Raw genomic sequence first — 26156 nt, 5'->3', positions numbered from 1 at the left:
GGCCTCGGCGGGGGCGGTCCTCCTCCACAGGCCGCGGTTCCGCGCGCTCTCCCCGGATCCGCTCGGGCACTCCCCGCCCGCCTCGCCCGACGAGCACGCTCGGGGGATGCAGAAGCCGAGTCAGTCCTCCGGAGCGTCGAGCTCCTCGAGCGCCCGCAGCGCCTCGCGGGCGCGCTCGAGACGATCGGCCTCGGGCTCGTCCCACCATGCCGGTCCGCGCTCGCCCAGCCCGTGCTTGGCGAGCCCGATCCTCCTGCGCGCCAGCGCCTCCGCCTCCGCGTCCTCGTGCAGCCTGGCGGAGCGCACTCCCGAGCGCCCGCGCCCGAGGTGCGACGTGAGGCCGGCGACCACGTCCTCCGGCAGCGAGGGGTCGGTGCGCCGCCATCGGCGGCCCTTCACCACGAGCCAGCGCTCGTCGTCCTCGTCGCTCACCCCGTCACCGCCGCCTCGGGTTGAGCCGGTCACCGGTGCTCGTGAGGTCCACCTGCTCCGGCAGGAGGAGCGCCTCGATGCGCCCCGCGGCGGAGAGCCGCAGCAGGTCGTCGACGAGGGCGCGCGATCCGCCGATCAGCGTCGAGTCGAAGTCGACCTCGCTCGCGAGGTACCAGGCCCGGTCCTCCGGCCAGAGCGCGAGCGGAGTCTGCACGACGAGCCCGGAGGCGTCGGCGAAGCCCGCCGCGCGCGCCCACGCGGTGTCCTCGAGCACCCTGACGTCGAGCGAGAGCAGAGGCCCCTCCCGCCCCGGCAGCTCGACCGTCGCCGCGGCGGCGGTCTCGGGGTGCTCCCAGCCGGTCGGCCGGGTGTCGCTCATCCACTCGGGCAGCTCCTCCGAGGCGTCCGAGCGGGAGATCAGGATCCGCGACCCGCCGCTCAGCACGCCGAACCCCTCCCAGAACACGGCGAGGCAGTCGTCGGGGGTGCTCGTGTGCTCCGCGAGCACGGCGGCGACGGCCGCGAGCTCGTCGAGCGGGAGCACTCCGAGGCGGGGCTCCGGGTACTCGTCGGGATGCTCGCCGGTGAGCGAGTACCACTGCGCGAGCGGATGCAGGAGCGTCCCCTCCCGCTCGGCGACCTCGCGCCAGCGCCGGGGCGGGTCGTCGGAGGGGTGCAGGATCCGCACGGCCGCCTCGAACAGCGGAGGGACGACCCCTCGAAGCGCCCGAACGCACCGAGAGCGCCCAGCATCGGCTCCGCCCGCCCAGCGTCCCGCTCGGCGCGCAGGGGCGCGTCCTGGGGTGTCGGCTCGACCATCGGCCCAGGCTAGCGCTGGACTGTCGCTCCGCTCAGGGCGGAGAGGGCCCGTTGCGGCCCCGTCTCGCGGGCGAGGCCCTCGGCGAGCGCCGTCAGCCGTTCCCGGGCGGGAGCGTCGAGTGCGAGCATCCGCCGCGCAGCCTCCGCGAGCTGTCCCGCGGATGCGGCGTTGGGGTCGAGCACGGCGGCGAACCCGGCGTCCTCGAGCGCGGACGCCCCCGCGAACTGGTCCGTCGAGAACGGCAGGACGACGAGCGGCACGCCCGCGGTCATCGCCTCCGTGACGCTGTTGTTGCCGCCGTGGCTGACCGCGAGCGCGGCCCGGCGCAGGAGCGCGACCTGCGGCAGGAAGCCGCGGACCAGCCAGCCCTCGGGGATCTCGCCCAGGGCCGAGCGCTCGGTCGCGCCGGAGGCGAGAGCCACGCGGACGGGCCTGCCCCCGACCTCGACGCAGGCCAGGGCCTCGACGACCCGGGCGAGCACGTCGTCGCGCACCGAGAGGAAGCTGCCGAAGCTCACGTAGACGACCGGATCGTCGGACGCGGCGAGCCACTCCTCGACCTCCGCGTCGTCGGGCTCCTCGCGGACGGCGGAGCCGAGGAACGCGTGCGGCGGCAGCTGCGCGGTGCGGGCCGAGTCGTGGAGCTCGCCCGGGTAGTTGAGCAGCAGGACGTCGCCGCTCTCGGCGAAGGCGTCGGCGCTGGGCGCCGCCCCGGGGTCGAGGGTGGTGAGGGCGGCGTTCCACTCCGCGGTGAAGGAGTCGCGCACCTGCTCGCAGAGGGCGCGGAGCGCATCGAGGTCGTCGGGCTCCGGAGCGAAGGCGTCCGGCCAGACCGGGGGGAAGCCGTAGACTTCGCCGGGCACCGTGAGCGCGCTGGGGTGGCCGAGCACGACGTCGCCGTAGGGCACGCGGAGTGCCTTCAGCGCCACGCGCGCGGTGAAGGCGAGGTGGTCGACCACGATCGCGTCGGGCTGCACCTCGTCGAGGATCACGCGCAGGCGCGCGGAGACGCCGGCCGGATCCCAGAGCAGGTCGGTGAGCCGCTCCCGCGCCTGGTAGGCGAGGGTCGGGACCATCCCGCGCCGGGTGGCGTCGAAGAAGCCGCGGAGGGACGCGCCCTCGTCGGGCGCCTGCTCCTCCGCGCGGATCGTGCCCGGGTTGGAGCCGCGCCCCAGCCGGAGCGCGATGTGCTCGAATCCGAAGCCGTCCACGATGGAGCGCGTCGCGTCGCCGGTGGCCACGACGACGCGCTCGCCCGCCTCCTGCCACGCCGTGCCGAGGGTCGCCAGCGGCAGCAGGTGCGACGCGTAGTCGGGGCTGATGATCAGCAGGGTCACGAGGCCCCCAGCACGAGCGGCGAGCGGAGAGGACGCTCCTGGTCCGCGGTCGCGTGCGCGTAGACGCCCGAGAGGGCATGAGCCATGGCCTGCACCGTGTAGCGCTCGGCGACCATCGCACGCCCGCGGGCCGCGGCGTGCTCGCCGAGAGGCCCTCCTGCGAGATCCAGTGCGGCGGCGGCGCCGGCGGCGAGCGCCGCGGGGTCGGCGGTGTCGACCAGGAAGCCGGTCTCCCCCTCCTCGACGTAGGTCGCGGGCCCGCCTGTCGCCGGAGCGACGACGACCAGTCCTGCGGAGAGCGCCTCGAGGAGGGCGATGCCGAACTCCTCCTTGACGCTCGCGCAGACGTAGGCGCCTCCCGGAGCAGAGAGCCCCGGTCGGCCGTGCCGGATCGCGCCGAGCCAGCGGGCCACGGTCCCGTTCGGGCGGTGGCCGGCCAGGAGGAGCCCGTCGGACGCGACGGCGCGGATGCGGTCGAGCTGCTCGCGCTCGTCAGGACTCGGGTCGGCGAGGTCGCCGCCGACCAGGAGCAGGTTGGCGCGCTCCCGGAGCGAGGGGTCGGACGCCCAGGCCTCGGCGAGCGCCGCCATCCCCTTCACCCGGTGCAGGCGGCCCACGCTGAGCAGCAGCGGGAGGCCGCGGCGGTGCTCGGGCAGCTCCTCCAGCAGGAGGTCGAGCGAGGCCAGGTCTCCGCCCTCGTCCAGCGCGACCGGCTCACCGGCGGCGGAGGCGCGCGCAGCCGCCTCGCCGCGCTCGACAAGGCCGACGTCGATCCCCTCCGGGACGATCGTGTGCCGCTCCGGGTGCGCGGTGATGTCGACGCCGATCAGCTCGCGGATGGTCGCCGCCAGCTCCTCCCGCGGGAACAGGACGGTGTGCGCGGCGTCGGCGGCCAGGCGCTGCACCAGGCGCACGCGGAACCAGAAGTGCTCGGCGGCGTCGCGCTCGCCGAAGTCCGCGCGGGTGAGGGCGCCGGACGCGTCCAGGCCCGCGATCAGGGCGTGCGGATCCGGAGCGAGGGTGAACACGACGGGGATCTCGAGCTCCCGGGCGACCGCGGCCGCCGCGAGGGATCCGACGTCCGCCATCCGCAGGTGCAGCACGTCGACCCGGCCGGCCTCGCGCAGGATCCGGCGGATGCCGCGCTCGGCGGCGATGCGGCGGCTCCACGCCTGGGGCATGGCGACGTGCGGCCCCACGAACGGGACCGGAGCGAAGCCGTGGCCGGAGTCGGGCAGCTCGCCGAGCGCGCGCTCGGCCTCGGCCGGGGTCCCGCGCGAGAGCGTGAGCACCCGGTCGATGCCCTCCTGCTCGACGAGCGAGTCGCCCAGGCGCACCAGCAGGGTCGCGATGCCGCCGTTGTCGCCGGCGCCCACCCGCGTCAGGGTGCCGTCGATGTCGGCGTGGACGAAGAGCTGCGCGACCGTCGGTCCGGCCTCCACGGCCGGTGCGGGGGCGAGGTCGCCCAGGGCGAGCCGGGCGAGGGGCCCGATCGGCGCCGCCTCCTCGGCCAGGCCGGTGAGCAGGAGCTCGGCGTCGTCGGAGCCGCGCTCGCCGAGCGCGTCCGTCGCGGCGGCCCGCGCCTCCAGCCCCTCCGCGCGATCGGCGGCCACGTGCAGGAGGGTGCGCTCGGCGATCGTGCCGGGCACGAGGCCCAGGGTCTCGACGAGCCGTGCCCGGGCCGCCGCTTCGCGCTCGCCGAGCAGCGCGCCCTCGAGCGCGACGGCGACGAGGTCGGGGGTCGAGGAGGCCCAGAGCAGGACGGTGCGCTGCGCGAGCATGCCGGAGAAGCCGCCGTCGCGGACCAGGCGCAGCAGCGGTCCGAGCGCGGCGGGGCGGGGCAGGCGCCCGCCGAAGGCCCAGGCGGCGTGCTCGCGGAGGTACGGGCGCTCGTCCTCGAGCAGCATCAGCAGCGCGAGGTCGGCCTCCTCGTCGAAGACCTGCGCGAGCGAGTGCACGGCCGCGATCGCAGTGAGCTGGTCCGAGGGGTCCAGGGCTGCGCGGGTGAGGAGGCGCACCGCGCGGCCGCCGCCGTCGCTCACCGCGGCGACCGTCAGCTCGTCGGCCATCCGGACGGCCTCGAGCAGAGTGGGAGCGGCGCGCACGGCGTCGAGAGCGGTCTGCGTGGCCATGGTTCACCTGGTCTGTCGGAGCGGAGAGTGCGACGGAGCGCGACTCCCGACCGCTGGAGCGGCCCAGGAGGAGCGGACCGGTACCGAGCATGCCGTGTGGGCGGCTGGGATTTCGCCACTTGCGTCGGATCTCCTCCCGCGGTACGGCCTCCTGTCAAGGGGGTGATGGCCGCAGTTCGTTTGCGCAACGCGCGAGGATCCTCAGCCGCGGGTCCACTCCAGGAGCCGCTCGACCGGCCAGGTGGTCACGATCCGCTCCTCCGGGACGCCGAGCCGCTCCGCCCGCTCGGCCCCGTAGTCGAGCAGGCCCAGCTGGCCCGGAGCGTGCGCGTCGCTGTCGATCGAGAACAGGCAGCCCTCCTCGAGCGCGACCGCGATCAGCTCGTCCGGCGGGTCCTCGCGCTCGGGGCGGGCGTTGATCTCGACCGCGGTGGAGTGGTCGGCGCACGCCCGGAACACGGCCCGGGCGTCGAAGGTCGACGGCGGGCGGGTGCCGCGCTCGCCCGACACCAGCCGCCCCGTGACATGGCCGAGGACGTCGGTCCGCGGATCCGAGGCCGCCGCGACCAGCCGGGCCGTCATCTCGCGGGAGGGCAGCCGCAGCTTCGAGTGGGCGCTCGCGACGACCACGTCGAGGCGGTCCAGCAGCTCGTCCGTCTGGTCGAGCGCGCCGTCCTCGAGGACGTCCACCTCGATCCCGCTGAGCAGCCGCAGGGGCCCGGTGTCGAGGCCCGCGAGATGGGCCAGCTGCTCCTCCAGCCGCTCCGCGCTGAGACCGTGGGCGACCCGGAGCCGCGGCGAGTGATCGGTGAGCGCCAGGTACTCGTGGCCGAGCGCGCGGGCCGCGTCCGCCATCGCGAGGACGGGCGTCGCCCCGTCGGACCACTCGCTGTGGCTGTGGAGGTCGCCGCGCAGCCGTCCCCGCAGCGCGCTCGCGGGCGGAGGAGCCGAGCCGCGCAGCTCCGCGAGGTAGTCGGGCACCCGGCCCGACCGCGCCTGCTCGATCACCGTGAAGGTCGTGTCGCCGATCCCGGAGGCCCGCCGCACGAGGGCGAGGTCGTCCCGCTCGGCGGACGCCATCCCCTCCAGCACCGCGGCCGCGCGGCGGAACGCCTTCGCCCGGTAGCGGGAGGCCCGCTCCCGCTCGAGCAGTGCTGCGATCTCCTCGAGTGCCGCGATCGGGTCCATGCGCCCGGTCTACCACGGCGCCCGCCGCGGCCTCACCCCCTCGACGGCGGCCTCGGCTCCGGCCCCCGGCCTCATCCCGCCTCGGCCCCGCCCCGGTCCCGGCCGCTCGACGCTGGGAACCGGCCGAGCCCCGTTGCCGACCGTGACGATCGAGATATATCGTGACTCTCGTCCACTCGCGATGTATCGCGTTTCAGAAAGGCACTCCGGTGCAGGAGGAGGAGCTCATGTCCCTCGAGAAATGGCTCGTACAGGCCGGCGAGACGAAGGTCATCGACCTCGACGTCGTCCGCTCGGTCAAGGTCGCTCTCGTCGGCGGCCAGATCGACGTCATCGCCCACGACGAGCCGACCGCTCGCGTGGAGGTCCACAGCGTCGACGGCCGCCCGCTCAAGGTCTCGATGGACGGCGACCGCCTCGAGATCGACCACGTCCAGCTCCGCTGGGACACCATCGTCGACGTCGTGAAGGGCCTCGGCCGCCGCGGCGACCGCGCCGACATCAGCCTCCTCGTCCCCCGCGGCGTCGACCTCAAGTTCGACACCGTCTCGGCCGACGGCCTGGTCTCGGGTCTCCACAGCGACGCCCGCGTCTCGACGGTCGGCGGCGACATCGTCGTCGACGGCCTGCACGGCGACATCGAGGTGAACACCGTCCACGGCGAGCTCTCGGTCCGCAGCCACACCGGCCGCGTCACCGCGCGCACCGTCTCCGGCGACGTCACCGCGACCGGCGAGCTCACCCGCTTCACCGTCGACGGCGTCTCGGGCAGCGTGTTCGTCGACGCCGAGGGCACCCCCGACCGGATCCAGGCCAACACCGTCAGCGGCGACCTCACGATCCGCGTCGACGAGGGCCTCGGCGCCCGCTACCGCATCAACACCGTCTCGGGCACGCTCCAGCTCGACGGCTCCGTCGTCAAGGGCACCTTCGGCCGGGGCTTCACCTCGACCACGGGCTCGCTCGACTCGAAGTGGGTCGACGTCGCCGCCAACTCCGTCTCGGGAGACGTGGTCGTCGTCCGCCGGTCCGTCGCCGCGTCCTCCGCCTCGGTGGGCGAGGGCTGGGGCTCCCCCGGCGCCGGCCCCGCCGACGGCCGCCGCCCGATGGACGGGAGCTCGCTGTGAGCCCCGTCTTCGCGCACGGCCGCCTGCGCCTCTACCTGCTCAACCTCCTCGCCGAGTCGCCGCGTCACGGCTACGAGCTGATCCAGGCGCTCAGCGAGCGCTTCGGCGGCACCTACGCGCCCAGCGCCGGCACGGTCTACCCGCGCCTCGCGAAGCTCGAGGAGGAGGGACTCGTCACGAAGGAGGCCGACGGCCGCAAGACCGTCTACTCCATCACCGACGCCGGCCGCGCCGAGCTCGCGAACCGCGCGACCGACCTGGGCGACATCGAGGAGGAGCTCACCGACTCCGTCCGCCGGCTCGCCGACGAGGTCCGCCTCGGCGTCGCGGAGGCGATGAAGAGCCTCCGCGCCGACCTGGCCAGCGCCGCCCGCGACTCGCGGGAGCCCGGACGCCGACCGGAGCACTCCGCCGAGGAGCCGCGCCCGCAGGACACGTCCGGCACCCCCTCCGAGCAGCCCGCGCCGGAGCAGACCGCGCCGGTTTCGCCCGACGCGCGCACCGCCTCGCGGATCGCCCTGCGCGACGCCGAGGTGCTGCTCACCGAGTTCCGCGACGAGCTGCGCGCGGAGCTGCGCACCGCCGCCTCCTCGGGATCCGTGACGACCGCGAGCGTCGACGCCCTGCGCGCCGCGCTCGACGAGGCCCGCGCCTCGGTCCGCTCCACCCTGGACTGAGCCCGGACACCTCAGCGCCGGGAGGGCGGGGATCCCGCCCGGGGTCCCCGCCCTCCTGGCGCTACTGCCGCCCGACCGCCAGCGCCTCCTCCTCCACGTCGAGGAACGCCAGAGCGCTCACCACCGCCGGCTCCTGGTACCGCCCCTCGGAGCGCGCGCGGAGCACCGCCTCCCGCTCGGCCGCGATCATCACGCGCCGGAGCCGGTTGTAGGCCTGCGGGAGCGGCTCCACGCCCTCGCCCTCCGGCGGGTTCTCCAGGGCGTCGGCGAGGAACGTCGCGTTCCGCCGCAGCCGGTCGAGCACGCGGTCCTCCACTCCGTCCTGCGGCTCCGCGTCGAGCCGGGCGAGGCCGGCGGCCTGCGCCTCCGCGAGCAGCATCTGCTTCTCGACGTGCTCCTGCATCTCGTTCGGGGCCGGCAGCTTCAGGGCGCGGACGAGCCGCGGGAGCGCGAGCCCCTCGACGAGCGTCCCCGCCACCACGATGAAGGCGAGGAACTGCAGGAACGCGCGCTGCGGCGTCTCCGCGGGCAGGAGGAACGCGGCGGCGAGGGTGACCACGCCGCGGATGCCCGCGAACGACACCCCGATCGCGGTCGGCCAGGTCCACCCGCGCTGCTGCAGCCGGCGCGGACCGTGCCGGAACAGCAGCGTCGTCATGCACATCCAGGCCACGCGGCTCCCGACCAGCGCCGCGAGCACGGCCGCGCCGATGCCGACCGTCTGCCAGATCCCGATGCCCGAGTCGGCCGTCGCCTCCACCACCGACGACAGGCTGAGCCCGATGAAGAGGAACACCGCGTTCTCGAGCAGGAACTGGATCGTCCGCCAGTTGAGCGACTCCGCGATCCGCGCCTGCGCCGACTGGATGACCGGCGCCCGGTAGCCCAGGTAGAGCCCCGCGACCACGACCGCCAGCACCCCGGAGCCGTGCAGCAGCTGCGCCGGGATGAACGCGACGTAGGGCGTCACCAGCGAGAGGCTCGTGTCCAGCACGGACGACTGCACCTGCTTGCGCACGAACCCGAGCAGCACGGCGATGCCGATCCCGACTCCGCCGCCCACTGCCACGGCCAGCACGAAGTCGAGCGCGATGCGCCCGGGAGTGACCGTGCTGACGATCGCCAGGAGGGAGGCGTTCAGCGCCACCAGCGCGGTCGCGTCGTTGAGGAGGCTCTCGCCCTCGAGCACCGTGAGCATGCGCCGCGGCAGGCGGAGCCGCCCCGCGATCGCCGTGACCGCCACCGCGTCCGTGGGCGCCACGATCGCGCCGAACGCGAGGGCCGCGGCGACCGTGATCGCCGGGACGACCATCCAGGCCACCGCGCCGACCACCGCGACCGTGAAGACGACGAGCCCGACCGACAGCAGGTGGATGCTGTCGCCACGAGCGCGGACGTCGAGGACGGAGGTGCGGATCGCCGCCGCGTAGAGCAGCGGCGGCAGGATCCCGAACAGCACCACGTCCGGCTCGACCACCACCTCCGGGATCCCGGGGACGAAGGAGGCGAGGGCTCCGACGGCGACGAGCGCCACGGGAGCGGACCAGTTCACCCGCCCCGACAGCCCGGTGACCAGGACGGTCACCACCACGAACGAGACGATCCAGACGATCGCGACGACGGGCTCCTCCATCGCGTCACTCCTCCCGGGCGTCCGCGCGCCACGGCCCCATTGTGGCCGCCCGGAGAGCAGCCCGGACAGCCGCCGGGAGGGTGCGGCTAGCGGCCGGCCTCGTGGATGTCGCGCGCCTTGGTGACCTTCGCCGGGTCCACCGGGTTCATGCCGAGGACGATCTTGCCGCGCGAGTGCCGCTTCTCGAGGTCGTCGAAGGCGTCCTGCACCTGGTCGAAGGGGTAGAAGCCCGAGACGAGCACCCGCAGCTTCTGCTCGCCGACGAGGCCGACCAGCTCGCCGAGGATCTCGGTGTCGCGCTGGGCGGTCTCGGCGTCGGGCCAGACGGCGCGCAGCTCGATCTCCTTGCGGTCGTCGCTGGAGTGGAAGCGGCCCGCCGCGATGCCGAGCTCGTCGGCGAGGGCGTCGTTCTCCCCGCCGAAGTTGTCGAGGAACACCGTGACCCCGCCGGGCGCCGCGGCCCGGATGCGGTCGGCGATCCCGTCGCCGTAGACCACCGGCTTCACGCCGATCTGGCGGAGGTAGTCGAAGTTGCGCTCGCCGCAGGTGCCGATCACGGTCGCGCCGCGGAGCTTCGCCAGCTGGATCTCGAGGCTGCCCACTCCTCCGGCCGCGGCGGAGACGAGGACGGTGTCGTCCGGTCCGACGTGCGTGGCCTCGAGCGCGCGCCACGCGGTCACTCCGGCGAGGAACAGCGCGCCGCCGACCTCCCAGCTCACGGAGGCGGGCTTGGCGACGAGGTTGCGGCGCGGCACCACGACGTGGGTCGCGTGCGAGCCGACGAGCGCGTGGCCGACCACGTCGCTGCGGAGCTTGATGTCGGTGACGCCCTCGCCGAGGGCGACGACGACGCCCGAGAAGTCGGTGCCCTGGCGCATCGGGAAGGCCGCGGAGTGGTCGGAGTCGAACTGGCCCTGCCGGATGAACGCCTCCATGTGGTTCACCCCGGCGGAGAGCACCTCGACCAGCACCTCGCCCGCCCCGGGCTTCGGCCGCTCGACCTCGGCGATCTCGAGGACGTCCGCGTCGCCGAAACGGCTGTACTGGACGACGCGGGCGGCGGTGGGGCTCAGACGGGACATGCGCTCATCATCCGCCCCCGCCGCCCGAAGCCCCTGACCCCCGAACGGGGGCGTGCGACTCAGGAGGGGTCGCTCGGGCAGTACAGCTGGGTGCGCGGACCGGAGCGGTCGATGACGTGCTCGGACATCGGCCGGCCGCAGAGCGGGCATGCCTGCCCCGCGGGCGCCTCCTGCTCGGGCTGGTCGTACGGGCCGAGCGGCGGCGGGCCGATCCAGGGGAACAGCCGCGCGTTGAAGCGCTGGTAGAGGGAGCCGGTCTTCTTCCGCGTCATATCCTTAGTGTACTAACCATCAGGGCACGATGAGAGGATGACGCCGTGGAAACCGACCCGCTCGCCCTCCAGAACCAGGTCTGCTTCTCCCTCGCCGTCGCGGCGCGCACCGTCATCGGGCTGTACCGCCCCGTGCTCGAGCCGCTCGGGCTCACGCACCCGCAGTACCTCGTGATGCTCGCGCTCTGGGAGCGGAGCCCCCGCTCGCTCGCCGACCTCGGCTCCGCGCTGCGCCTCGAGCCGGCCACGCTCAGCCCGCTCGTGAAGCGCCTGGAGGCGAGCGGCCACGTCACGCGCGCCCGGAGCAGCGACGACGAGCGCCGCCTCGACGTCGCGCTGACCCCCTCCGGAGCGGCCCTCCGCGAGCAGGCCCTGCAGGTTCCTCCTCAGATCGTGGAGCGGCTCGACGTCCCCCTCGAGGAGCTCATCGCGCTCCGCGACAGCCTCACCGGCCTGATCGGAGCCGCGACCCGCGACGGCCGCTGACCCCCCGCTCGGGGCGTCGGCCGCGAGCACGCCGGCCGCCGCTCCCCGCCGCACCGGGAAACTCCCGGTCACAGCGCGGGATCAGCCTCCGCTCGGCCCGCTCCCGGCCGTCTTGACTGCCCCCTCGTACGGAGTAGTGTCATCGCTCGTGACACACGAGGGCCCCCCGTCCGCCGCGGACGGATCATCGGCCGACGCGACCGAGCTGCGCACCGCCAAGCACTTCTTCATCGGCGAGCCGCTCCCCAGCGACAAGCTCGAGGGACAGCTGCTGCAGAAGCGGCTCGCGCTCCCCATCTTCGCCAGCGACCCGCTCTCCTCCGTGGCCTACGCGCCGCAGGAGCTGCTGATGATCCTGCTGCTCGGCGGACTCTCCTTCCTCACCTTCGCCCCCTGGGTGGCCGCGTGCGTGGTCGTCCTCCTCGTCGTGGTGGTGCTGAGCTACCGCCAGCTGATCCGGGCCTACCCGTCCGGCGGCGGCGACTACGAGGTCGCCCGCACCAACCTGGGCGAGACCGCGGGCCTCACGGTCGCCGCCGCCCTCCTCGTGGACTACGTGCTCACCGTGGCCGTGTCGGTCGCCTCCGGAGTCGACAACATCATCTCCGCAGTACCCGAGCTGGCGCCGCTGCGGGTCGAGCTGGCCATCCTCTTCGTGGTGCTGCTGGCGGCCGTGAACCTCCGCGGCGTCTCGGAGTCGAGCCGCGCCTTCGCCGTCCCGACGTACCTCTTCGTCGCGAGCGTCTTCGTCATGGTCGTCGTCGGCCTGGTCCGCACCGCCTTCGGCGACACCCCGGTCGCGGAGTCGGCGGGCTTCACCGTGCAGGGCGAGCAGCTCACGCAGGCGGCCGTCGTCCTCCTGCTGCTGCGCTCCTTCGCCAGCGGCTGCGCGGCGCTCACGGGCGTCGAGGCCATCTCGAACGGTGTGCCCGCGTTCCGCGCCCCGAAGGTCAAGAACGCCCAGCGCACCCTCGTCGCGATGGGAACGATCGCGATCGTGCTCTTCGTCGGCCTGACCGCCCTCGCCCTGCTCTCGAACGTGCACTACGCCGAGAACGCCTGCCACCTGGTGGGCTTCGCCGACTGCGCCACGACCCCGCAGCGCTCCGTGATCGCGCAGGTCGCCGCCGCCACGTTCGGCAACAACACGATCCTGTTCTTCATCATCCAGGCCGCGACGGCCGCCGTCCTGCTCCTCGCGGCGAACACCGCGTTCAACGGCTTCCCGCTGCTGGGCTCCGTGCTGGCCCGCGACGGCTACGCGCCCAAGTCGCTGAACACCCGCGGCGACCGCCTCATCTACTCCAACGGAGTGATCATCCTGGCGCTCGTCGCCGCGATCATCCTGCTCGTCTACCAGGCCTCGCTCACGAGCCTCGTGCAGCTGTACATCATCGGCGTCTTCGTCTCGTTCACGCTCGGGCAGTCGGGCATGGTCAAGCACTGGGTGCGGATGATCCGCAACGGCGAGGGCTCGCGCACCGTCTACACGAGCCTGGCCATCAACCTGTTCGGCGCGACGCTGACGTTCGCGGTGCTCGTCGTCGTCACGATCACGAAGTTCACCCACGGCGCCTGGCTCGTCTACCTGGTGATGCCGATCCTCGGTGTGCTGATGGCCGGCGTCTACCGCTACTACCGCGACGTCGAGAAGGAGATCGAGGTCGACCCGACCACGACCTTCGGCGCCAACGGCGACCACGCGATCGTGCTGGTGGGCCGGATGAACAAGCCCACGCTGAAGGCGCTCGACTACGCCATCGCGGCGCGGCACGAGACGCTGGAGGCGGTGCACTCCTCCATCGACGACGCGCAGACCGCGCAGCTGAAGGCCGACTGGGCGCAGATGGACATCGAGGTGCCGCTGCGCTGCGTGGCCTCCCCCTATCGCGACATCTCGTACCCGCTGATCAAGTACATCAAGGCCCACCGCCTCGAGCACGGCTCCGAGATCACCACGGTCTACATGCCGCAGTACATCGTCGGGCACTGGTGGGAGGCGTTCCTCCACAACCACAAGTCGCGGCGGATCCGCCAGAAGCTCCTGCTGGTGCACGGAGTGACGGTGGCGCTGGTGCCGTGGCTGCTCGACTCGTCCGAGCTCATCTACGGACGCCGCTCCCGGCCGATCCCCGGCCAGACGCGCCGCGGCGAGCCGGTGCGCCCGGTGACCCGCCGCCCGATCCCGCCCGCGTCCTCGCTCCCCCAGGGAGCCGCCGGCGAGGGCGCTCCGCGCATCCCGCAGCGCCCGGCCGCGCAGAACCGGCCGCGCTCGAAGCGGCGCTGAGGCGGCGGGAGCTCCCGGCCGGCGGCGGCCCGGAAACGGGTAGAGGGCCCGCGGCGTGTGCCGCGAGCCCCCGATTTCCCCTTAGTGCCTTCCCCCGAAGGCGGCCCGCCCCAACGGGCCGTGTCCGACGCTATCGGTGGGCTATGCACCGGCGCATCCTCCTCGCGACGGATGCCCGTGCTCCCTTCAGACGACAGGCTCGTCCTCCGCCGTCTCAGACGACGGCCCCGCGCACCCCTCGGCCGGTGAGCCACCAGACCGCCGCGACGGCGACCGCGGCCGCCGCGCCGCCGCCCACGAGCAGGATCGCCGCCCGCACCACGTGCGCCCGGTAGGCGGCGTCGAGCGGATCGATGCCCGCCCCCGCCAGCACGATCCCGGCGGGAACCACCGCGGCCGCGAGCACCACGGCCGCGGCCGCGATGCGCACCGGCTGCCGGCCGTCGGAGCGGAGCTTCCGGGGACGGCGACCGACGTACCAGACCACCGCGCCGATCCCGAGCCCGAGCAGCCCGAGCACACCGCTCGCGTACTGCGCCCACCGGAAGCCGGGGAAGGGCCCGAGCTCCTGCTGCAGCAGGGGGATCGCCGAGACGAAGAGGCCGCCCCGGTGGGTGAAGCCGTCCCACATCACGTGGCTGGCGGCTCCGATGGCGATGCCGGCGGCCGCGAAGACGAGCACGCGGATCCACGCGGCGGCCCCGCGGGGCGGCGAGCGCCGGGGACGCAGGCGCGAGCGGACCAGCGCGGGCGCGAGGTCGCGCCAGGCCGGAGCGACGACCGCGCTCCACAGCGCGAGGCCGAGCATCCCGAGCAGCAGGTCGACGGTGACGACGCCGAGGAGGGAGTGGGTGGACTCGCGGGCGACGGCGATCGGGAGGTACATGCCGATGTCCGGGACCATCGCGCCGATGGCCACGGCCGCGGCGGGGATCCGGCCGTTCGAGAACGCGAGCGCGACGACGGCGTGGCTCGGCGTGAAGGGCATGACACGCACGCTATCCCGGCAACGCGGCCGGCGAGTGTCCGCGTCGCGAAGCGCGCGTCACCGATCGCGGTCCGGCTCCTGGGCTCCGCTCCGGCGCGTCGGCCTCCCGGGGCCGGCGGTCAGCCCGAGGAACGTGATCCCCAGGACGAGGAACACCGGCCAGACCGGATTCCCGAGGACCGCGAAGACCGCTCCCGCCGCGAGGAACAGCGGACCCGTGACCGCGTTCCAGCGCCGGGACGCCTCCTCCGACGACATCCGACCCGAACCCTTCCCGTCCTGTGCGCGCGCCATCCCTCCACGCTAGGTCGCCTCCGCGGGGCCCGCCTCCCCCGCTCGGTGGAGCCGCGCGCTCGGGGAGCTCCGAGCGCGGCGACCGTAGAATCGTCCGGAAGTCCGGCCCTCCGGGCCCAGCGGCGACGGATCGGAGCGGGTGTGCGGAAGGCGTTCGCGATCCTCCGCCTGACCCTCGCCGGGCTGGGCGCGGTCGGACTCGTCGGCGACTTCTTCTACACCCTGGGCTTCCGCGCGTTCCAGATCGACAACTTCTTCGCCTACTTCACGACGCAGTCGAACATGGCCGGGGTCGTGGTGCTGGGCCTGTCCGGCCTGGTCGCCCTTGCGCGCGAGCGGGAGCCGCGCTGGCTCAGCACGGTGCGGGCGCTCGTGCTCACCTACATGGTCGTGTCGGGGATCGTCTTCGGGCTGATCGCGGTCGAGGCCAACAACCGCGGCGTGCGGGTCGACGTGCCCTGGTCGAGCGCGCTCCTGCACTTCGTGATCCCGACGCTCGCGATCCTCGACTGGATCCTCGGAGCCGGCCGCCGCCCGGTCGCCTGGCGCGGGGCGCTGACCGTGCTCGGCTTCCCGATCGTCTGGGGCGTCATCACCCTGGTCCGCGGGGCCCTCATCGGCTGGTACCCGTACTTCTTCCTCGACCCCGGCCAGGTCGACGGCCCCGTGATGTTCGTGCTCTACGACGTGATCGTGCTGAGCCTGATCTCCGGCATCGCCGTGTTCGTCCTCGCGCTCAGCCGGGTGCGGCCGCTCGGGGCGGCGCACGCGTCGGAGTGGCGGGGCCCGCTGGCGCGGCTCCGCGAGCTCGTCAGCCGGGGACGACGGCGAACGGCTCGAGCGCCGTCTGCGCGAGGGTGACCAGCTCGTCGTCGCTGAGGTCCTGCAGCGAGAGGGCCTGATCCGCTCCGACCAGCCCGACGAGCACCGCCTCGCCGGTCGACGGCTGAAGATTGAGCCACTCGGTGATGCCCGCCTCGGAGCCGACGAGCGACCAGCGCGCGGGGGCGTCGGCCTCCCAGAACGCCTCGTCGAAGCGCAGCCACAGCGTCTCGACGACACCGGAGCCGAGGGCCGCGACGGCCGCGCGCTGCGCGAACGGGAGCGGCGGGTCGAAGGCGATCGCGTCCGTCTGGAGCACCCCGATCGGCACGGTGACCAGTACCCGGTCGGCTGTGAACGACTCGCCGGTGCCCAGGCGGATGCTGACGCCGGTCTCCGTGTAGCCGATGCCGCTCACCACGGCGCGCAGCGAGACCTCGACGTCGGCGAGCAAGGTGTCGACCAGGGGCGCGAGCCCGTCGGTCAGCAGCGCGTCGCCGGAGTCGTCGCTCAGCTCCTCCGCGGTCGTGGCGGCGGAGGCGTCGCCCAGTCCGTACCAGGAGGAGAGCTCCTCGGGAGCGGCGCCGGTGCGCAGTGCGGTCGTCCCGGCGAGGTGCGCCGCCACGCGGGCGGCGTCGCCGTCGCCGGAGCCCGGCTCGGCCTCGGCGGGGTCGGGCGCTCCGGAGCCGGCGAACGACTCGGCGAGCGCCAGGTCCTCCGGCTGCTCCGCTCCCCACTCGAGAGCACGGGTCAGGGCGTCGGCGCCCGTGGTGCCGGTGTCGAGGGCCGCGCCGCCGGCGTCGCTCGAGCGGACGTCGGCGAGGTCGACCGCGGTCGTGACGACGCCCGCGTCCGCGATGCTCTCGCGCAGGGCGGCTCCCGCGCCGGTGAGGGCCCAGGCTCCGGTCTCGACGGCGATCGGCCAGCCGTCCGGAGTCGCGGTGGCGATGCGGCCGCCGGTGCGCTCGCGCGCCTCGACCACGGTGACGTCGAAGCCCGCGTCGGCCAGGCGCCGCGCGGCGACCGCTCCGGCGAGGCCGGCCCCGACGATCGCGATCCGCTCGCCCTCGTCGGCGACGGCGCTGATCTCGGCGGCCGCGCGGACCCCGGAGCTCCAGGCGCCCTGGAGCGTGCCGGGCGCCTCCGTGTCGGTGGCCTCGCCCGCGAGGAAGACGCGGTCGAGGACCGCGGTGCCCAGGTCGGTGCGGTGCTGCGGCGTCGCGCCGACGGGCAGGTAGGAGACGGAGCCGAGCGCGTACGGATCCTCGGCCCAGGCGGAGCGCACGAAGGCGGCCGGCGCGGGGACGGCGGTGGTGCTCGGCGTGGGCACGGGGGCCTTCGTGACCGAGCGGGTCGGCGTCGGACGCGACGGCGTGCAGCCCGCGAGGGCCAGGAGCCCGACTCCCGTGGCGGCTCCCGAGAGGAAGAGGCGGCGTCCGATCGTCATCCCGGACATCCTACGTTCTCGGCGTTCGGCCGGGGCGGCGCGGGCGGCGTGGCTGACGCCACCGTTCACGCGGCCCGCTTCGAGGTGCTGGGTGACGGCGGGACGGCGAGCGGATAGCGTCGGGGCAGCGCGGACCGGGCCGCGGCGACGGGGGACGCGGCATGGACACGACACGGACGCGGACCGCGACGACGACGACCGGGGCCCCTCCCCGCAGTCACCTCCATGCGGTGCTGCTCGGCGCACTGGGGATGATCGTGGCCCCGCTGCTCATCGTCCTCGCGACCACGGCCTGGTCCTCCCCCGGACCGGAGGAGTACGTCCGCATGGCGCTCGGCTCGGTGGTCGCGGCGTGCGTCTCGGTGGTCGGCGCCTGGTGGCTCGCCTTCGAGCGGCGCAGCGCCGGGGCACCCGGTCGCACCTGGTTCTGGGGAATCGCCTGCCTCGTCACGGTCAATGCGGTCTCGACCGTCGGAGCCGCCGCCGACCGCCTCACCGGCCTGATCACGGGCTGAGCGGGTGGACGTCCAGGCGCGGTCACCGCGCTCGCCTCACTCCTCGGCGACCGCCCCGATGGCCCCGAGTCCCGCCTCGAGCGAGCGGCAGCAGCATCGGCGCCGGTGATCGCCCCGACGAGACGACCGAGCGGCTCCGGCTGTTCCGTCCCGCCGAGAGCGATCTGGACGAGCTGTGGCGGCTGTACTCCGACGAGCGGATCGCGGCGGGCGACCCCCTCCTCCGACACGGCTCCGTCGAGCAGACCCGGGCGGTGCTCGCCCGCCGGACGGCGCAGTGGGAACGGGACGACCTCAGCAGCTGGGTCGTCCGGCTGCGGAGTCCCGAGGGCGGCGCGGACGGTGCGATCGGGATCGGCGGATGCACCCTCCTCACCGACACGGCCTGGAACGTCGCGTTCACCGTCCATCCGGACCACTGGGGCAGGGGGTACGCCCAGGAGGTCGCCTCCGCAGGGATCGCTCGGGCGCGGCGGCTCCGGCCGGAGCTCCCCGTGACCGCGGTCGTCGCGGAACGGAACGAGCGATCGCACCGCACGGTCGCTCGACTCGGTCTCGAACGGAGGTGGGCGGGCCCCGACGCGCACAGCCCTGACCCCGCGGCCCGCATCGCGCTCTACTCCGACCGCCTCCTCTCCGAGGACGAGATCGGCCGCCTCACGAGCTGAACGCGCCGCGTGACGCTGATCGCCGCAGGCAGCAGCGGAGCCGAGACGCCTGCGCGAGACCGCGACGTCTCGTTCCGGTGCGCCTCCTGGCCCCATCTTTCTTCCCGGCGGGCGGCGCTGCGCACGAGTGGGTGGGTGGGCGGCGCGGCACTCGCGCCGACCCCTCTCGCGATCGCGCTCAGCGGCCGCCCGCGAGTCGGGGCAGGAAGGGCGCGGAGGTACTCGCCGGACGGAGCATTCGAAGCCCGTCACCGCGAGGGGCGTTAGCGTCATCGGATGGCGAGCATCACGTACCCCACGCCCCTCCGCGCCGGAGGCCGGGTGGAGGTGCCCGCGCCCTCGATGGGAGTCCCCGAGCCCCTGCACGACCGGCTGCAGGACGCCGCGCGCCGACTCGGCTCGGCGGGCTACGACGTCCGGGTCCGGCCGCATGCCCTCCTCGGCGGACTCGCTCCGGCGTCCGCCGCGGATCGGGCGGCCGACCTGCACGACGCCTTCCGGAGCGGGGACGCGGTCCTTCCTCCGTGGGGCGGCGAGCTCGCCGTCGAGCTGCTGGAGAGGCTCGACTGGCACGCCCTCGCGGAGGCCCGGCCCTGGTTCGTCGGCTGGTCGGACGTCTCGACGCTGCTCCTGCCCCTGACGACGACGACCGGGCTCGCGACGATCCACGGCGCCAATCTGATGGACGAGCCGTGGGAGCTGCCGGTCGGGTTCCACCGCTGGACGGAGGTCGCCGGCCTCGAGCCCGGAGCCGCGTTCACGCAGCACGCCGCGCCGCGACGCCGGAGCCGTCCGTGGGGTGCGTGGGCGGACGAGCCGCTCGACCGCGATCGGGCCTACGAGGAGCCGACCCGCTGGCGCTCGCTCGACGGGTCAGCGGACGCGGCGATGTCCGGCCGCTTGATCGGCGGATGCCTCGAGACGGTGTCCCTGCTCGCGGGCACGCCCTACGGCGACGTTCCGGGCTTCGCTCGCCGGCACGCGCCGGAGGGCACCGTCGTCTACCTGGAGGCGGCCGGGTCCGACTCCGTCTCGGTGCTCCGGATGCTCACCTCGCTCCGGCTCGCGGGCTGGTTCGAGCAGGCGGCCGGCGTCCTGATCGGCCGGACCGAGGGCGCCTGGCTGCCCGAGCTGAGCCAGGAGGACGCGGTGCGGCGGGCGCTCGGCGACCTCGGCGTGCCGGTGATCCTCGACGTCGACACCGGGCACCAGCCGCCGCAGATGCCCCTGGTCAACGGCGCGCTCGCAGAGATCGCGCTGAGCGGGCCGACCGCCTCGATCACGCAGCGGCTCGTGCCCTGACGGCGCGTGCGGAGAGATCCCGTCGAGCAGTGCCACCTCGCGGCACGGCCGCCGCCGCTCCCGGCCCTCCTCCGCCCGCCGAGCGCAAGGCCGAGCGGCGGGGAGGCGCCGAGTGGTAGACCTGGGGGCATGAGCAACGACATCCGCGCACTCGCCGAGGGCGAGAGCTACCTCGCCTTCTTCCAGGGCGGGCCGTTCGACGGCCAGACCGAGAACCGCGTCAGCACCGAGGGAGGCTACGAGAAGGAGGTCGACGTCTACGCCGCCGTCGACGGCCAGGAGACGCACCTCGTCTACAACGCCGTCTCCGCGAAGGAGGTCGGCGAGGCGGTCCACGTGACCTACTCGATCGACACTCCCGACTCCGACCCGATCGAGGACCCGGAGGACCGCGGCGGCGGATTCCAGTAGTCCGCACCACTCTTCGGATGCCGCTCCGGCGTCGCGCTCAGCGCGGCCGGGGCGGCATCCGCATGTGAGGACGCGCCACTCCGCGGACGACGCCTCCCGCCGCTCCTAGGATGATGGTTCCTCACTGTCTCGGCCGATTCAGGTCCGCGTTCCTCGGGAGCCGCCGTGTCCGATCCGCTGATCCGCCCGATGCCCCTCCGCGGCGACTCCGCCCGGTACTGGCTGCGGGCCCGCCACGCCGAGGCCGGGCCCGACCCCGCCTTCGCCGTCACCGGTCAGGAGGCCGCCGCCGAGGGCGTGCTCCTCCGGCGGATCTGGCACACGGCCGGCACGATCGACTTCCGCCCGAGCCCCCGCGCCGACCCGGGGTCGGTGGTGCTCCTGCTCCCGCTCGAGGGCGCGTTCACCGTCACCAGTCGGGAGGAGCGCGAGTTCGTCGGCCGCGGCACCCTCGCGGTGCTGCCCGCCCGATCGGGAGCGACGATCAGCACGAGCGCTCCCAGCTCCCGGCTCGTCCTGGTCGTGCGGCCCTCGGGCGACGCGGATCCGCCCGCCGGCCTCACCGTGGTCTCCTCCCCCGCGGCACCGGTGCTGGTCGCCGCCGCGAACGCGGTGCTCGACGCCGGGCTGCCCATGAGCCCCGGGCTGCACACCGCGCTGCGGGGCCTCGCCGCGGCCGTCGTCGCGGAGTGACGGGAGCTGTCAACCCTCCCCGCCCCGGCCATCCGCTCGCAGGGACGTCCTCGAACATCAAGTGACGCCGATCGTCGGCGCCGGAAGGAGCACTCGCCATGGCCGAGATCACCGCCCACCACGGACTCTTCAAGGACACGGACCTGCACGTCGACGACACCGGCGGATCGGGCCGCCCCGTGGTCCTCATCCACGGCTGGCCCCTCTCGGGCGAGTCGTGGAAGGAGCAGGTCCCCGCGTTCGCCGAGGCCGGCTACCGCGTCGTCACCTACGACCGCCGCGGCTTCGGGCGCAGCGACAAGCCGCTCACCGGCTACAGCTACGACACGCTCACCGAGGACCTGCACACCCTCCTCACCGAGCTCGACCTGCAGGACGTCACCCTGGTCGGCTTCTCGATGGGCGGCGGCGAGGTCGCCCGCTACTTCACGAAGTACGGCGCCGATCGCCTGCACAGCGTCGTCTTCGCCTCGGCCGTCCCGCCGTACCTGATGAAGACGGACGACAACCCGGACGGCCCGCTCGAGAAGGCGCAGGCCGCGCAGATGACCGCGGGCCTCACGAAGAGCGAGGACGACTTCTACGACCAGTTCACCACCGACTTCTTCTCGGTCGACGGCGTGCTGAAGGTGACGGAGGAGCAGCGCCAGGAGGCGATCGCTCTGGCGAAGCAGTCGGCCAAGCACGCGGCCCTCGCCTGCATGACGGCGTTCGCGACCACCGACTTCCGCGAGGACCTGCCCAACGTGTCGGTGCCCGCGCTCGTCATCCACGGCGACGGCGACGGCACGGTTCCGTTCGAGGGCTCCGGCGCCCGCACCCACGCGGCGATCCCCGGCTCCGAGCTGCACGTCGTCCACGGCGCCCCGCACGGAGTGACCGTGAGCCACCCGGAGGAGTGGAACCGCGTCGTCCTGGAGTTCCTCGCGAAGTAGCGGCGGCACTCCCGCATGCTGGTCGAGCAGCCCCGCAGGGGCGTATCGAGATCCGCTGAACACAAGCGGATCTCGATACGCGCGCTGCGCGCGCTGCTCGATCAGCGTGAGCGGCCTCTGCCGGTCGAGCAGCCCAGGAGGGGCGTCGGGGCACGGCGAGGTCCGGCGAACGGCCTGCCCAGGTCCGGCGGTGGGAGTGCGTCAGTCGAGGATCGTGTCCACGAGCCGGGTCGTCCGATCGATGAACGCGTCTCGATGCTCTCCTCCGGGGCTCCAGAACGCATCGCCGTGCAGCGTGCGGAAGGAGTTCGCCTCGTAGAGCGCCCGAGCGGCCGATCGCCCCGCCTCGGGGTCGGCGGTCGGGAGCACCTGCGCCACCCGGTCCGCGAAGCGGCGGGACTCCTGGGCGCCCCGCTCGAGCAGTGCGCGATCGCTCGACGAGGCGACCATCACCGCACGGAGGAAGGCCCGGTGCCTGTCGAAGACCGCGGTGACGGCGTCCACGACCGCACGAGCGGATCCGTCGACGGCTCGCAGCCGCTCGTCCTCCGACCGCGCCACGCCCGTCATGCCGTGCTCGTAGACGGCGTGGAACAGGCCGCTCGATCCAGTGGCGCGACGGCACGCTCGCGGAGGGTCCGATCGCGCTCTGCGAGGTGCAGGCCTACGCCCACGAGGCCATGGTCGGCGGAGCGGCGCTGCTCGAGCACCTCGGCCGTGACGGCTCGGAGTGGCGCGAGGCGGCGTCGACGCTGAAGGCGCGCTTCGCGGAGGCGTTCTGGATCGACGACGCCGACGGCGGCTACCCGGCGATCGCGCTCGACGCGGCCGGGCGCCCGGTCGACACGATCACCAGCAACCTCGGCCACCTCCTCGGCACCGGCATCCTCTCCCCCGAGCACGCCGCCCGGGTCGCCGAGCTGCTGGTCTCCCCCGGGCTCGACTCGGGCTTCGGCCTGCGCACCCTGGACACCGGCTCGGGCGGCTACTGGCCGCTGTCGTACCACGGCGGCTCCGTCTGGGCCCACGACACCGCGATCGCCGTCACCGGGCTCGCCCGGGAGGGCTTCGGGGCGGCGGCGACGACCCTCTCGCGCGGACTGATCGCCGCGGCCGAGGGCTTCGGCTACCGGATGCCCGAGCTGCACTCGGGCGACCCCGCCGCCGAGGTGCACGCGCCGGTGCCGTACCCGGCGGCCTGCCGACCGCAGGCCTGGTCGGCGGCCGCCTCCGTCGCCGTGCTGTCGGCGGCGCTGGGGCTCGCTCCCGGAGGCGACACCCTGGTCGTCGCGCCGCTCTCGCCCGCGCTCGCCGGGCCGATCCGCGTGGACGGGATCCGCTACCGCGGCTCCGTGGTGCCGGTGGACTGGGACGGCAGGATCTGAGGCGCCGCGCCGCTCAGGGCGGACCGGCTCAGATCAGGCCGGCTCAGGGCAGGCGCGCTCAGGGCAGGCGCGCCACGACCGCGCGCGCGATGCGCCGGCCCGAGCGGTTCGCCCCGATGGTCGAGGCCGTCGGGCCGTAGCCGGCGAAGAAGACGCGCTGATCCGTCAGCGAGGCTCCGTCGGCGACCGCGATGCCGCCCTCGCGCTCGCGCAGCCCGAGCGGAGCGAGGTGGCGCAGCTCCGGCCGGAAGCCCGTCGCCCAGATGATCGCGTCGGCGCGCGTGAAGGAGCCGTCCGGCCAGCGCACGCCCTCCTCCTCGATCGACGAGAACATCCCCCGCTCGTGCAGGAGCCCGCGCTCGATCCCGGCGACCACCCGGCGGGTGCGCTGCACGCCCGTGCCGCCGACGATGCTCGGGAGGGGCAGCCCGGCGCGGGCGGCGCGGTCCTGCTCGGCCACCGCCTCCACCGCCGACTCCATCGCCAGCTGCTCGCCGTCGTGGTAGACCACCGGTCGCCGCGTCGCCCACGTCAGTGAGCGCGCCACCCGCTCGAGCTCCAGCAGGAAGCCGATCGCCGAGGTGCCGCCGCCGACCACGAGCACCTGCTTCCCGGCGAAGTCCTCGGCGCGGACGTACTCGGTCGGGTCAATCTGCACGCCGCGGAAGCGGTCGCGCCCGGGGTAGTGCGGGACGAAGGGCGATCCCCAGGTGCCGGTCGCGTTGACGAGCAGGCTCGCGCGCTCGACCGCGCGGTCGGACTCGACGACGAGCGGCGACCCCGTGTCGTGCGGCGTCGCACTCGTGACGCGCCGCACCGACTCCGGACGGCGGATCTCGAGACCGAGCTCCTCCTCGTAGCGCCCGTAGTACTCGCGGACCACGTCCCGTGCCGGTCGCCGGTGATCGGCCGTGCGGAACGAGAGCCCCATCCGCTCCATGCCCGGGAGATCGTGCACGCGGTGCGCGGAGCCGAGCCGCAGGGCCTCCCAGCGGAACTGCCAGGCCCCGCCGGGCTCCGGACCGCGGTCGAGGACGATCAGGTCGCGCCCGGGGACGAGGCCGAGACGGCGCAGGTAGTAGGCCACGGACAGACCCGCCTGGCCCGCGCCGATCACCACGACGGGACGCGGTGGGGCGACGCTGTCCACGGTGCTCCTGACGCGGTCGAGGATGGGCGGCCGTCCGGCAGATCGAGGCCCGGGGTGGCGTGTCCCCCGTCTGCTAAACTACCGCGTAGATTTCAACTTTCCCTGTCTGCTCTTTTCCCCAGCCGGCTCACTGCCCGTCTGGCCTGTCATCGTGAGGGGGTCACCCATGGGGCGCGGCCGTCAGAAGGCGAAGAACACCAAGATCGCCCGTGAGCTGAAGTCGTTCAGCCCGGCGGTCGATTACAGCGCGCTCGAGCGCGAGCTCAGCCACCCGGACGAGCCGGACTACTCGAAGTGGATCGACGCCGAGGACGACGGCGACGACACGGACCTCGTCGAGGAGCCGCACCAGAAGCGTGCGTGACTCCTCCCGTGAATCGGGGCCGCTCCCTCGGGGCGGCCCCGTTTCGCGTGCGGACGGCGATCCGGCGGGTGAGGAACCCGACCTGGAGCGCGGGTCGCTCGGCTGAGCACGTTCTCCCGCTTTCCGCCACTGAGTGCAGAATGTCGGTGCCCCCTGGGACACTGACCGGATGAGCACTTCCCCGCCCGCACGGCTGCCCGTGTGGCAGTCGGAGCGTCGCGGGAACGACCTCGACGAGGCGCGCGACTTCTACGCCGGCTCGTACAACGGCTCCGGCTTCCGGGCCGAGCGCTCGGTCGTGCCGTTCGCGTTCCGCTACACGACGACCGGGCCCGGGCCCGTGAGCCTCCACTCCGCCTCCTTCCTCGGCCGGGTGCGCGGCACGGTGGCCCCGAGCGACGTCTACGTCGCCCTCTGGCTGACCGCGGGGCGCGCCTCCCTCGACCTGGGGCGCGACGAGCACCGCCTCGTCGTCGGACGCCCGGCCATGTTCCCGAGCGGCCGGCCCTTCGGCTTCGAGGCCCTCGAGTACCGCGACGCGCTCGTGCACTTCGAGGCCGCCCACCTCGAGGCGATCGCCGCGGAGCTGCACGGCACAGAGCCCGGCCCGCTGCGGTTCGCCCCTGTGGCGCGCGACACGACCGCCTGGTGGGCGGCGATCCGGCTCCTGCGCGACACCCTCGCCTCCGCGCACACGCCCACCGTGCTGCAGCGCGACGGCGTCGCCCGCATCGCCGCGCTCGCCGCCCTGCAGACCTTCGCCCACCGCATCGCCCCGCTGCCGGCCGTGCCGCCCTCGGTCAGCGCGCGGCGCCTCCGCCGGGCCGTGGAGTTCGTGCAGGCCAACGCCGATCTGCCCCTCGGAGTGGCCGACATCGCCGACGCAGCGGGGCTCACGGTCCGCGGCGTGCAGCTGGCGTTCCAGCGCGCCTTCGGCGAGACCCCGCGGCACTACCTGCGCGACGTCCGCCTCGAGCGCGCGCACGAGGAGCTCGTATCCGGGTCGGCCGGCTCACTGGTGGTCGGCGACGTCGCCGCCCGCTGGGGGTTCATCAGCGGTGGCCGCTTCGCCCAGCACTACGCGACGCGCTTCGGCGAGCTCCCGAGCGAGACCCTTCGCCGCTAGTCCCGCCGATCCCCGACGGCGGTTCCGCCGAGGGGCGTTCGGGCGTACTGTCCGAGGACCGCCCGCTGCCCCGCGGGCCCGCGTCGATGGAGTCGCGAATGTTCGAACCCGGAGGATCCGCGCGGCCTGTCGCGCGGGTCGGCTACGTCACCGCCGCCCTGCTGGTCGGCGCGATCCTGGTGGGCGGCGCGGTCGGCGCCGCCGTCGCCCTGGTCCTCTACCTGCCCGGCGTCCTCGCCGCCGACGGCCCGCCCGGGCTGGTGAGCTTCGGCCTGCTCATGGGAGCGGCCTCCGGCGCGGGCATCGGAGTCGTCGGAGGCGCGGGAGCGGTCGCCGGCATGGTCGCGGTGCGCGTCGCGAGCCGCCGCGACGGCCCGTTCGTGCTCGGCACCAGCGCGGGCGCCGGTCTCGGCGTGCTGGTCGCCTCCGCGAACCTGCTCGTCAGCCGCGACGCCCCGACCTGGGCGACCGCCCTGCTCGCCACCGCGGCCGCCTGCGCCCTCTGCGCGGCGGGCTCGTGGCTGCTGACCCGGCACGAGCACTCCTGGGAGCGCGCGCACGCCGCACCGCGCTGATCCGCGGC

The 26156-nt window shown here is 74.2% G+C and carries 28 protein-coding genes; 15 read left to right on the top strand and 13 right to left on the bottom strand.

Going from position 1 to position 26156, the window contains the following annotated elements; genetic code table 11:
- Positions 1–120: 120 nt before the first annotated feature.
- The 5 genes from C5C35_RS11000 to C5C35_RS10980 all read right to left on the bottom strand — a co-directional run bounded on the left by C5C35_RS11000 (position 121) and on the right by C5C35_RS10980 (position 5909).
- Entirely contained in the window at positions 121–432 is a 312-nt protein-coding gene (locus C5C35_RS11000; protein WP_104263106.1) for a biopolymer transporter Tol, read from the bottom strand.
- 4 nt (positions 433–436) lie between these two features.
- Positions 437–1120 carry a hypothetical protein gene (locus C5C35_RS10995; protein WP_104263105.1) on the bottom strand — a complete coding sequence of 228 codons (684 nt, stop codon included), beginning with the start codon at positions 1118–1120 and terminating at the stop codon, positions 437–439.
- Between the two features lie 140 nt (positions 1121–1260).
- Positions 1261–2589, bottom strand: a complete 1329-nt coding sequence (locus C5C35_RS10990; RefSeq protein WP_104263104.1) for a glycosyltransferase — start codon at positions 2587–2589, stop codon at positions 1261–1263.
- Positions 2586–4721 (bottom strand): glycosyltransferase, encoded by a 2136-nt coding sequence (locus C5C35_RS10985; RefSeq protein WP_104263103.1) that lies wholly within the window; start codon positions 4719–4721, stop codon positions 2586–2588. Before C5C35_RS10985 ends, C5C35_RS10990 begins: the two co-directional genes overlap by 4 nt.
- 201 nt (positions 4722–4922) lie before the next feature.
- Entirely contained in the window at positions 4923–5909 is a 987-nt protein-coding gene (locus tag C5C35_RS10980; protein ID WP_104263102.1) for a PHP domain-containing protein, read from the bottom strand.
- A gap of 227 nt (positions 5910–6136) precedes the next feature.
- Here C5C35_RS10980 and C5C35_RS10975 point away from each other — a divergent pair, with 227 nt between their 5' ends.
- Positions 6137–7036, top strand: coding sequence for a hypothetical protein (locus tag C5C35_RS10975; RefSeq protein ID WP_258063310.1), 900 nt, complete (start codon positions 6137–6139; stop codon positions 7034–7036).
- Positions 7033–7713, top strand: a complete 681-nt coding sequence (locus C5C35_RS10970) for a PadR family transcriptional regulator (protein ID WP_104247409.1) — start codon at positions 7033–7035, stop codon at positions 7711–7713. The genes C5C35_RS10975 and C5C35_RS10970 overlap by 4 nt, the downstream gene beginning before the upstream one ends.
- A 61-nt stretch (positions 7714–7774) precedes the next feature.
- On the opposite strand, the gene C5C35_RS10965 is transcribed toward C5C35_RS10970, so the two are convergent.
- From C5C35_RS10965 to C5C35_RS10955, 3 genes are all read right to left on the bottom strand, one after another.
- Positions 7775–9346 (bottom strand): sodium:proton antiporter, encoded by a 1572-nt coding sequence (locus C5C35_RS10965; RefSeq protein ID WP_104263101.1) that lies wholly within the window; start codon positions 9344–9346, stop codon positions 7775–7777.
- Positions 9347–9432: 86 nt separating this feature from the next.
- Positions 9433–10428: an NADP-dependent oxidoreductase gene (locus C5C35_RS10960; protein WP_104238704.1), complete on the bottom strand. Its 996-nt coding sequence runs from the start codon at positions 10426–10428 to the stop codon at positions 9433–9435.
- A 59-nt stretch (positions 10429–10487) separates the two neighbouring features.
- Positions 10488–10700: a hypothetical protein gene (locus C5C35_RS10955; RefSeq protein ID WP_104223750.1), complete on the bottom strand. Its 213-nt coding sequence runs from the start codon at positions 10698–10700 to the stop codon at positions 10488–10490.
- Between the two features lie 45 nt (positions 10701–10745).
- Between C5C35_RS10955 and C5C35_RS10950 the strand changes: the two genes are divergently transcribed.
- The gene (locus tag C5C35_RS10950) at positions 10746–11186 is read left to right on the top strand and encodes a MarR family winged helix-turn-helix transcriptional regulator (protein ID WP_104263100.1); all 441 of its coding nucleotides are present in this window, start codon (positions 10746–10748) and stop codon (positions 11184–11186) included.
- A gap of 148 nt (positions 11187–11334) precedes the next feature.
- Positions 11335–13473: an APC family permease gene (locus tag C5C35_RS10945; protein ID WP_374952928.1), complete on the top strand. Its 2139-nt coding sequence runs from the start codon at positions 11335–11337 to the stop codon at positions 13471–13473.
- Between the two features lie 214 nt (positions 13474–13687).
- Here C5C35_RS10945 and C5C35_RS10940 read toward each other — a convergent pair whose 3' ends face one another.
- Positions 13688–14461, bottom strand: a complete 774-nt coding sequence (locus C5C35_RS10940) for a DUF4184 family protein (protein WP_104223752.1) — start codon at positions 14459–14461, stop codon at positions 13688–13690.
- Positions 14462–14518: 57 nt separating this feature from the next.
- Positions 14519–14755, bottom strand: a complete 237-nt coding sequence (locus C5C35_RS10935; protein ID WP_146080930.1) for a hypothetical protein — start codon at positions 14753–14755, stop codon at positions 14519–14521.
- 141 nt (positions 14756–14896) lie between these two features.
- On the opposite strand from C5C35_RS10935, the gene C5C35_RS10930 reads away from it, so the two are divergent.
- Complete coding sequence (locus tag C5C35_RS10930) at positions 14897–15616, top strand: Pr6Pr family membrane protein (RefSeq protein WP_104263099.1); 720 nt, start codon at positions 14897–14899, stop codon at positions 15614–15616.
- Here the strand turns inward: C5C35_RS10930 and C5C35_RS10925 are convergent.
- Entirely contained in the window at positions 15567–17024 is a 1458-nt protein-coding gene (locus tag C5C35_RS10925; RefSeq protein WP_181134135.1) for an NAD(P)/FAD-dependent oxidoreductase, read from the bottom strand. The genes C5C35_RS10930 and C5C35_RS10925 overlap by 50 nt on opposite strands.
- Before the next feature lie 161 nt (positions 17025–17185).
- On the opposite strand from C5C35_RS10925, the gene C5C35_RS17270 reads away from it, so the two are divergent.
- The 6 genes from C5C35_RS17270 to C5C35_RS10900 all read left to right on the top strand — a co-directional run bounded on the left by C5C35_RS17270 (position 17186) and on the right by C5C35_RS10900 (position 21548).
- The gene (locus C5C35_RS17270; RefSeq protein WP_146078830.1) at positions 17186–17539 is read left to right on the top strand and encodes a hypothetical protein; all 354 of its coding nucleotides are present in this window, start codon (positions 17186–17188) and stop codon (positions 17537–17539) included.
- Entirely contained in the window at positions 17446–18207 is a 762-nt protein-coding gene (locus C5C35_RS10920; RefSeq protein ID WP_258066410.1) for a GNAT family N-acetyltransferase, read from the top strand. Before C5C35_RS17270 ends, C5C35_RS10920 begins: the two co-directional genes overlap by 94 nt.
- 276 nt (positions 18208–18483) lie before the next feature.
- The gene (locus C5C35_RS10915) at positions 18484–19509 is read left to right on the top strand and encodes an LD-carboxypeptidase (protein WP_104263096.1); all 1026 of its coding nucleotides are present in this window, start codon (positions 18484–18486) and stop codon (positions 19507–19509) included.
- Between the two features lie 129 nt (positions 19510–19638).
- Positions 19639–19920 (top strand): oligoribonuclease, encoded by a 282-nt coding sequence (locus C5C35_RS10910; RefSeq protein WP_104223758.1) that lies wholly within the window; start codon positions 19639–19641, stop codon positions 19918–19920.
- 165 nt (positions 19921–20085) lie between these two features.
- Positions 20086–20613: a hypothetical protein gene (locus C5C35_RS10905; protein WP_104263095.1), complete on the top strand. Its 528-nt coding sequence runs from the start codon at positions 20086–20088 to the stop codon at positions 20611–20613.
- Positions 20614–20711: 98 nt separating this feature from the next.
- On the top strand, positions 20712–21548 hold the full coding sequence (locus C5C35_RS10900; protein ID WP_104223760.1) for an alpha/beta fold hydrolase: 837 nt from the start codon (positions 20712–20714) through the stop codon (positions 21546–21548).
- Positions 21549–21749: 201 nt separating this feature from the next.
- Here C5C35_RS10900 and C5C35_RS10895 read toward each other — a convergent pair whose 3' ends face one another.
- Positions 21750–22118 (bottom strand): hypothetical protein, encoded by a 369-nt coding sequence (locus C5C35_RS10895; RefSeq protein ID WP_104257890.1) that lies wholly within the window; start codon positions 22116–22118, stop codon positions 21750–21752.
- On the opposite strand from C5C35_RS10895, the gene C5C35_RS10890 reads away from it, so the two are divergent.
- The gene (locus C5C35_RS10890; RefSeq protein ID WP_374953120.1) at positions 22067–22933 is read left to right on the top strand and encodes an amylo-alpha-1,6-glucosidase; all 867 of its coding nucleotides are present in this window, start codon (positions 22067–22069) and stop codon (positions 22931–22933) included. The two genes, C5C35_RS10895 and C5C35_RS10890, sit on opposite strands and share 52 nt — an antisense overlap.
- Positions 22934–22991: 58 nt before the next feature.
- Here C5C35_RS10890 and C5C35_RS10885 read toward each other — a convergent pair whose 3' ends face one another.
- Positions 22992–24083 carry an FAD-dependent oxidoreductase gene (locus tag C5C35_RS10885; RefSeq protein WP_104257889.1) on the bottom strand — a complete coding sequence of 364 codons (1092 nt, stop codon included), beginning with the start codon at positions 24081–24083 and terminating at the stop codon, positions 22992–22994.
- Between the two features lie 166 nt (positions 24084–24249).
- On the opposite strand from C5C35_RS10885, the gene C5C35_RS10880 reads away from it, so the two are divergent.
- From C5C35_RS10880 to C5C35_RS10870, 3 genes are all read left to right on the top strand, one after another.
- The gene (locus tag C5C35_RS10880; RefSeq protein ID WP_097167615.1) at positions 24250–24447 is read left to right on the top strand and encodes a DUF3073 domain-containing protein; all 198 of its coding nucleotides are present in this window, start codon (positions 24250–24252) and stop codon (positions 24445–24447) included.
- Between the two features lie 169 nt (positions 24448–24616).
- Positions 24617–25573, top strand: coding sequence for an AraC family transcriptional regulator (locus C5C35_RS10875; RefSeq protein ID WP_104257888.1), 957 nt, complete (start codon positions 24617–24619; stop codon positions 25571–25573).
- A gap of 98 nt (positions 25574–25671) precedes the next feature.
- On the top strand, positions 25672–26148 hold the full coding sequence (locus C5C35_RS10870; protein ID WP_104226816.1) for a hypothetical protein: 477 nt from the start codon (positions 25672–25674) through the stop codon (positions 26146–26148).
- Positions 26149–26156 lie beyond the last annotated feature (8 nt).

It is taken from the genome of Rathayibacter sp. AY1F8, from assembly GCF_002932165.1.
Taxonomy (GTDB): Bacteria; Actinomycetota; Actinomycetes; order Actinomycetales; family Microbacteriaceae; genus Rathayibacter.
Note: the sequence above shows the minus strand (reverse complement) of the source record. Positions and strands in the feature narration are given on the sequence as shown.

Bases quoted from the DNA above. Each gene is read 5' to 3' on its own strand.
- C5C35_RS10925 (WP_181134135.1), bottom strand. From the start codon at position 17,024: ATGACGATCGGACGCCGCCTCTTCCTCTCGGGAGCCGCCACGGGAGTC.
- C5C35_RS10980 (WP_104263102.1), bottom strand. From the start codon at position 5,909: ATGGACCCGATCGCGGCACTCGAGGAGATCGCAGCACTGCTCGAGCGG.
- C5C35_RS10870 (WP_104226816.1), top strand. From the start codon at position 25,672: ATGTTCGAACCCGGAGGATCCGCGCGGCCTGTCGCGCGGGTCGGCTAC.
- C5C35_RS10960 (WP_104238704.1), bottom strand. From the start codon at position 10,428: ATGTCCCGTCTGAGCCCCACCGCCGCCCGCGTCGTCCAGTACAGCCGT.
- C5C35_RS10880 (WP_097167615.1), top strand. From the start codon at position 24,250: ATGGGGCGCGGCCGTCAGAAGGCGAAGAACACCAAGATCGCCCGTGAG.
- C5C35_RS10935 (WP_146080930.1), bottom strand. From the start codon at position 14,755: ATGGCGCGCGCACAGGACGGGAAGGGTTCGGGTCGGATGTCGTCGGAG.
- C5C35_RS10955 (WP_104223750.1), bottom strand. From the start codon at position 10,700: ATGACGCGGAAGAAGACCGGCTCCCTCTACCAGCGCTTCAACGCGCGG.
- C5C35_RS10975 (WP_258063310.1), top strand. From the start codon at position 6,137: ATGTCCCTCGAGAAATGGCTCGTACAGGCCGGCGAGACGAAGGTCATC.
- C5C35_RS17270 (WP_146078830.1), top strand. From the start codon at position 17,186: ATGGACACGACACGGACGCGGACCGCGACGACGACGACCGGGGCCCCT.
- C5C35_RS10895 (WP_104257890.1), bottom strand. From the start codon at position 22,118: ATGACGGGCGTGGCGCGGTCGGAGGACGAGCGGCTGCGAGCCGTCGAC.
- C5C35_RS10915 (WP_104263096.1), top strand. From the start codon at position 18,484: ATGGCGAGCATCACGTACCCCACGCCCCTCCGCGCCGGAGGCCGGGTG.
- C5C35_RS10875 (WP_104257888.1), top strand. From the start codon at position 24,617: ATGAGCACTTCCCCGCCCGCACGGCTGCCCGTGTGGCAGTCGGAGCGT.
- C5C35_RS10985 (WP_104263103.1), bottom strand. From the start codon at position 4,721: ATGGCCACGCAGACCGCTCTCGACGCCGTGCGCGCCGCTCCCACTCTG.
- C5C35_RS10910 (WP_104223758.1), top strand. From the start codon at position 19,639: ATGAGCAACGACATCCGCGCACTCGCCGAGGGCGAGAGCTACCTCGCC.
- C5C35_RS10900 (WP_104223760.1), top strand. From the start codon at position 20,712: ATGGCCGAGATCACCGCCCACCACGGACTCTTCAAGGACACGGACCTG.
- C5C35_RS10940 (WP_104223752.1), bottom strand. From the start codon at position 14,461: ATGCCCTTCACGCCGAGCCACGCCGTCGTCGCGCTCGCGTTCTCGAAC.
- C5C35_RS10965 (WP_104263101.1), bottom strand. From the start codon at position 9,346: ATGGAGGAGCCCGTCGTCGCGATCGTCTGGATCGTCTCGTTCGTGGTG.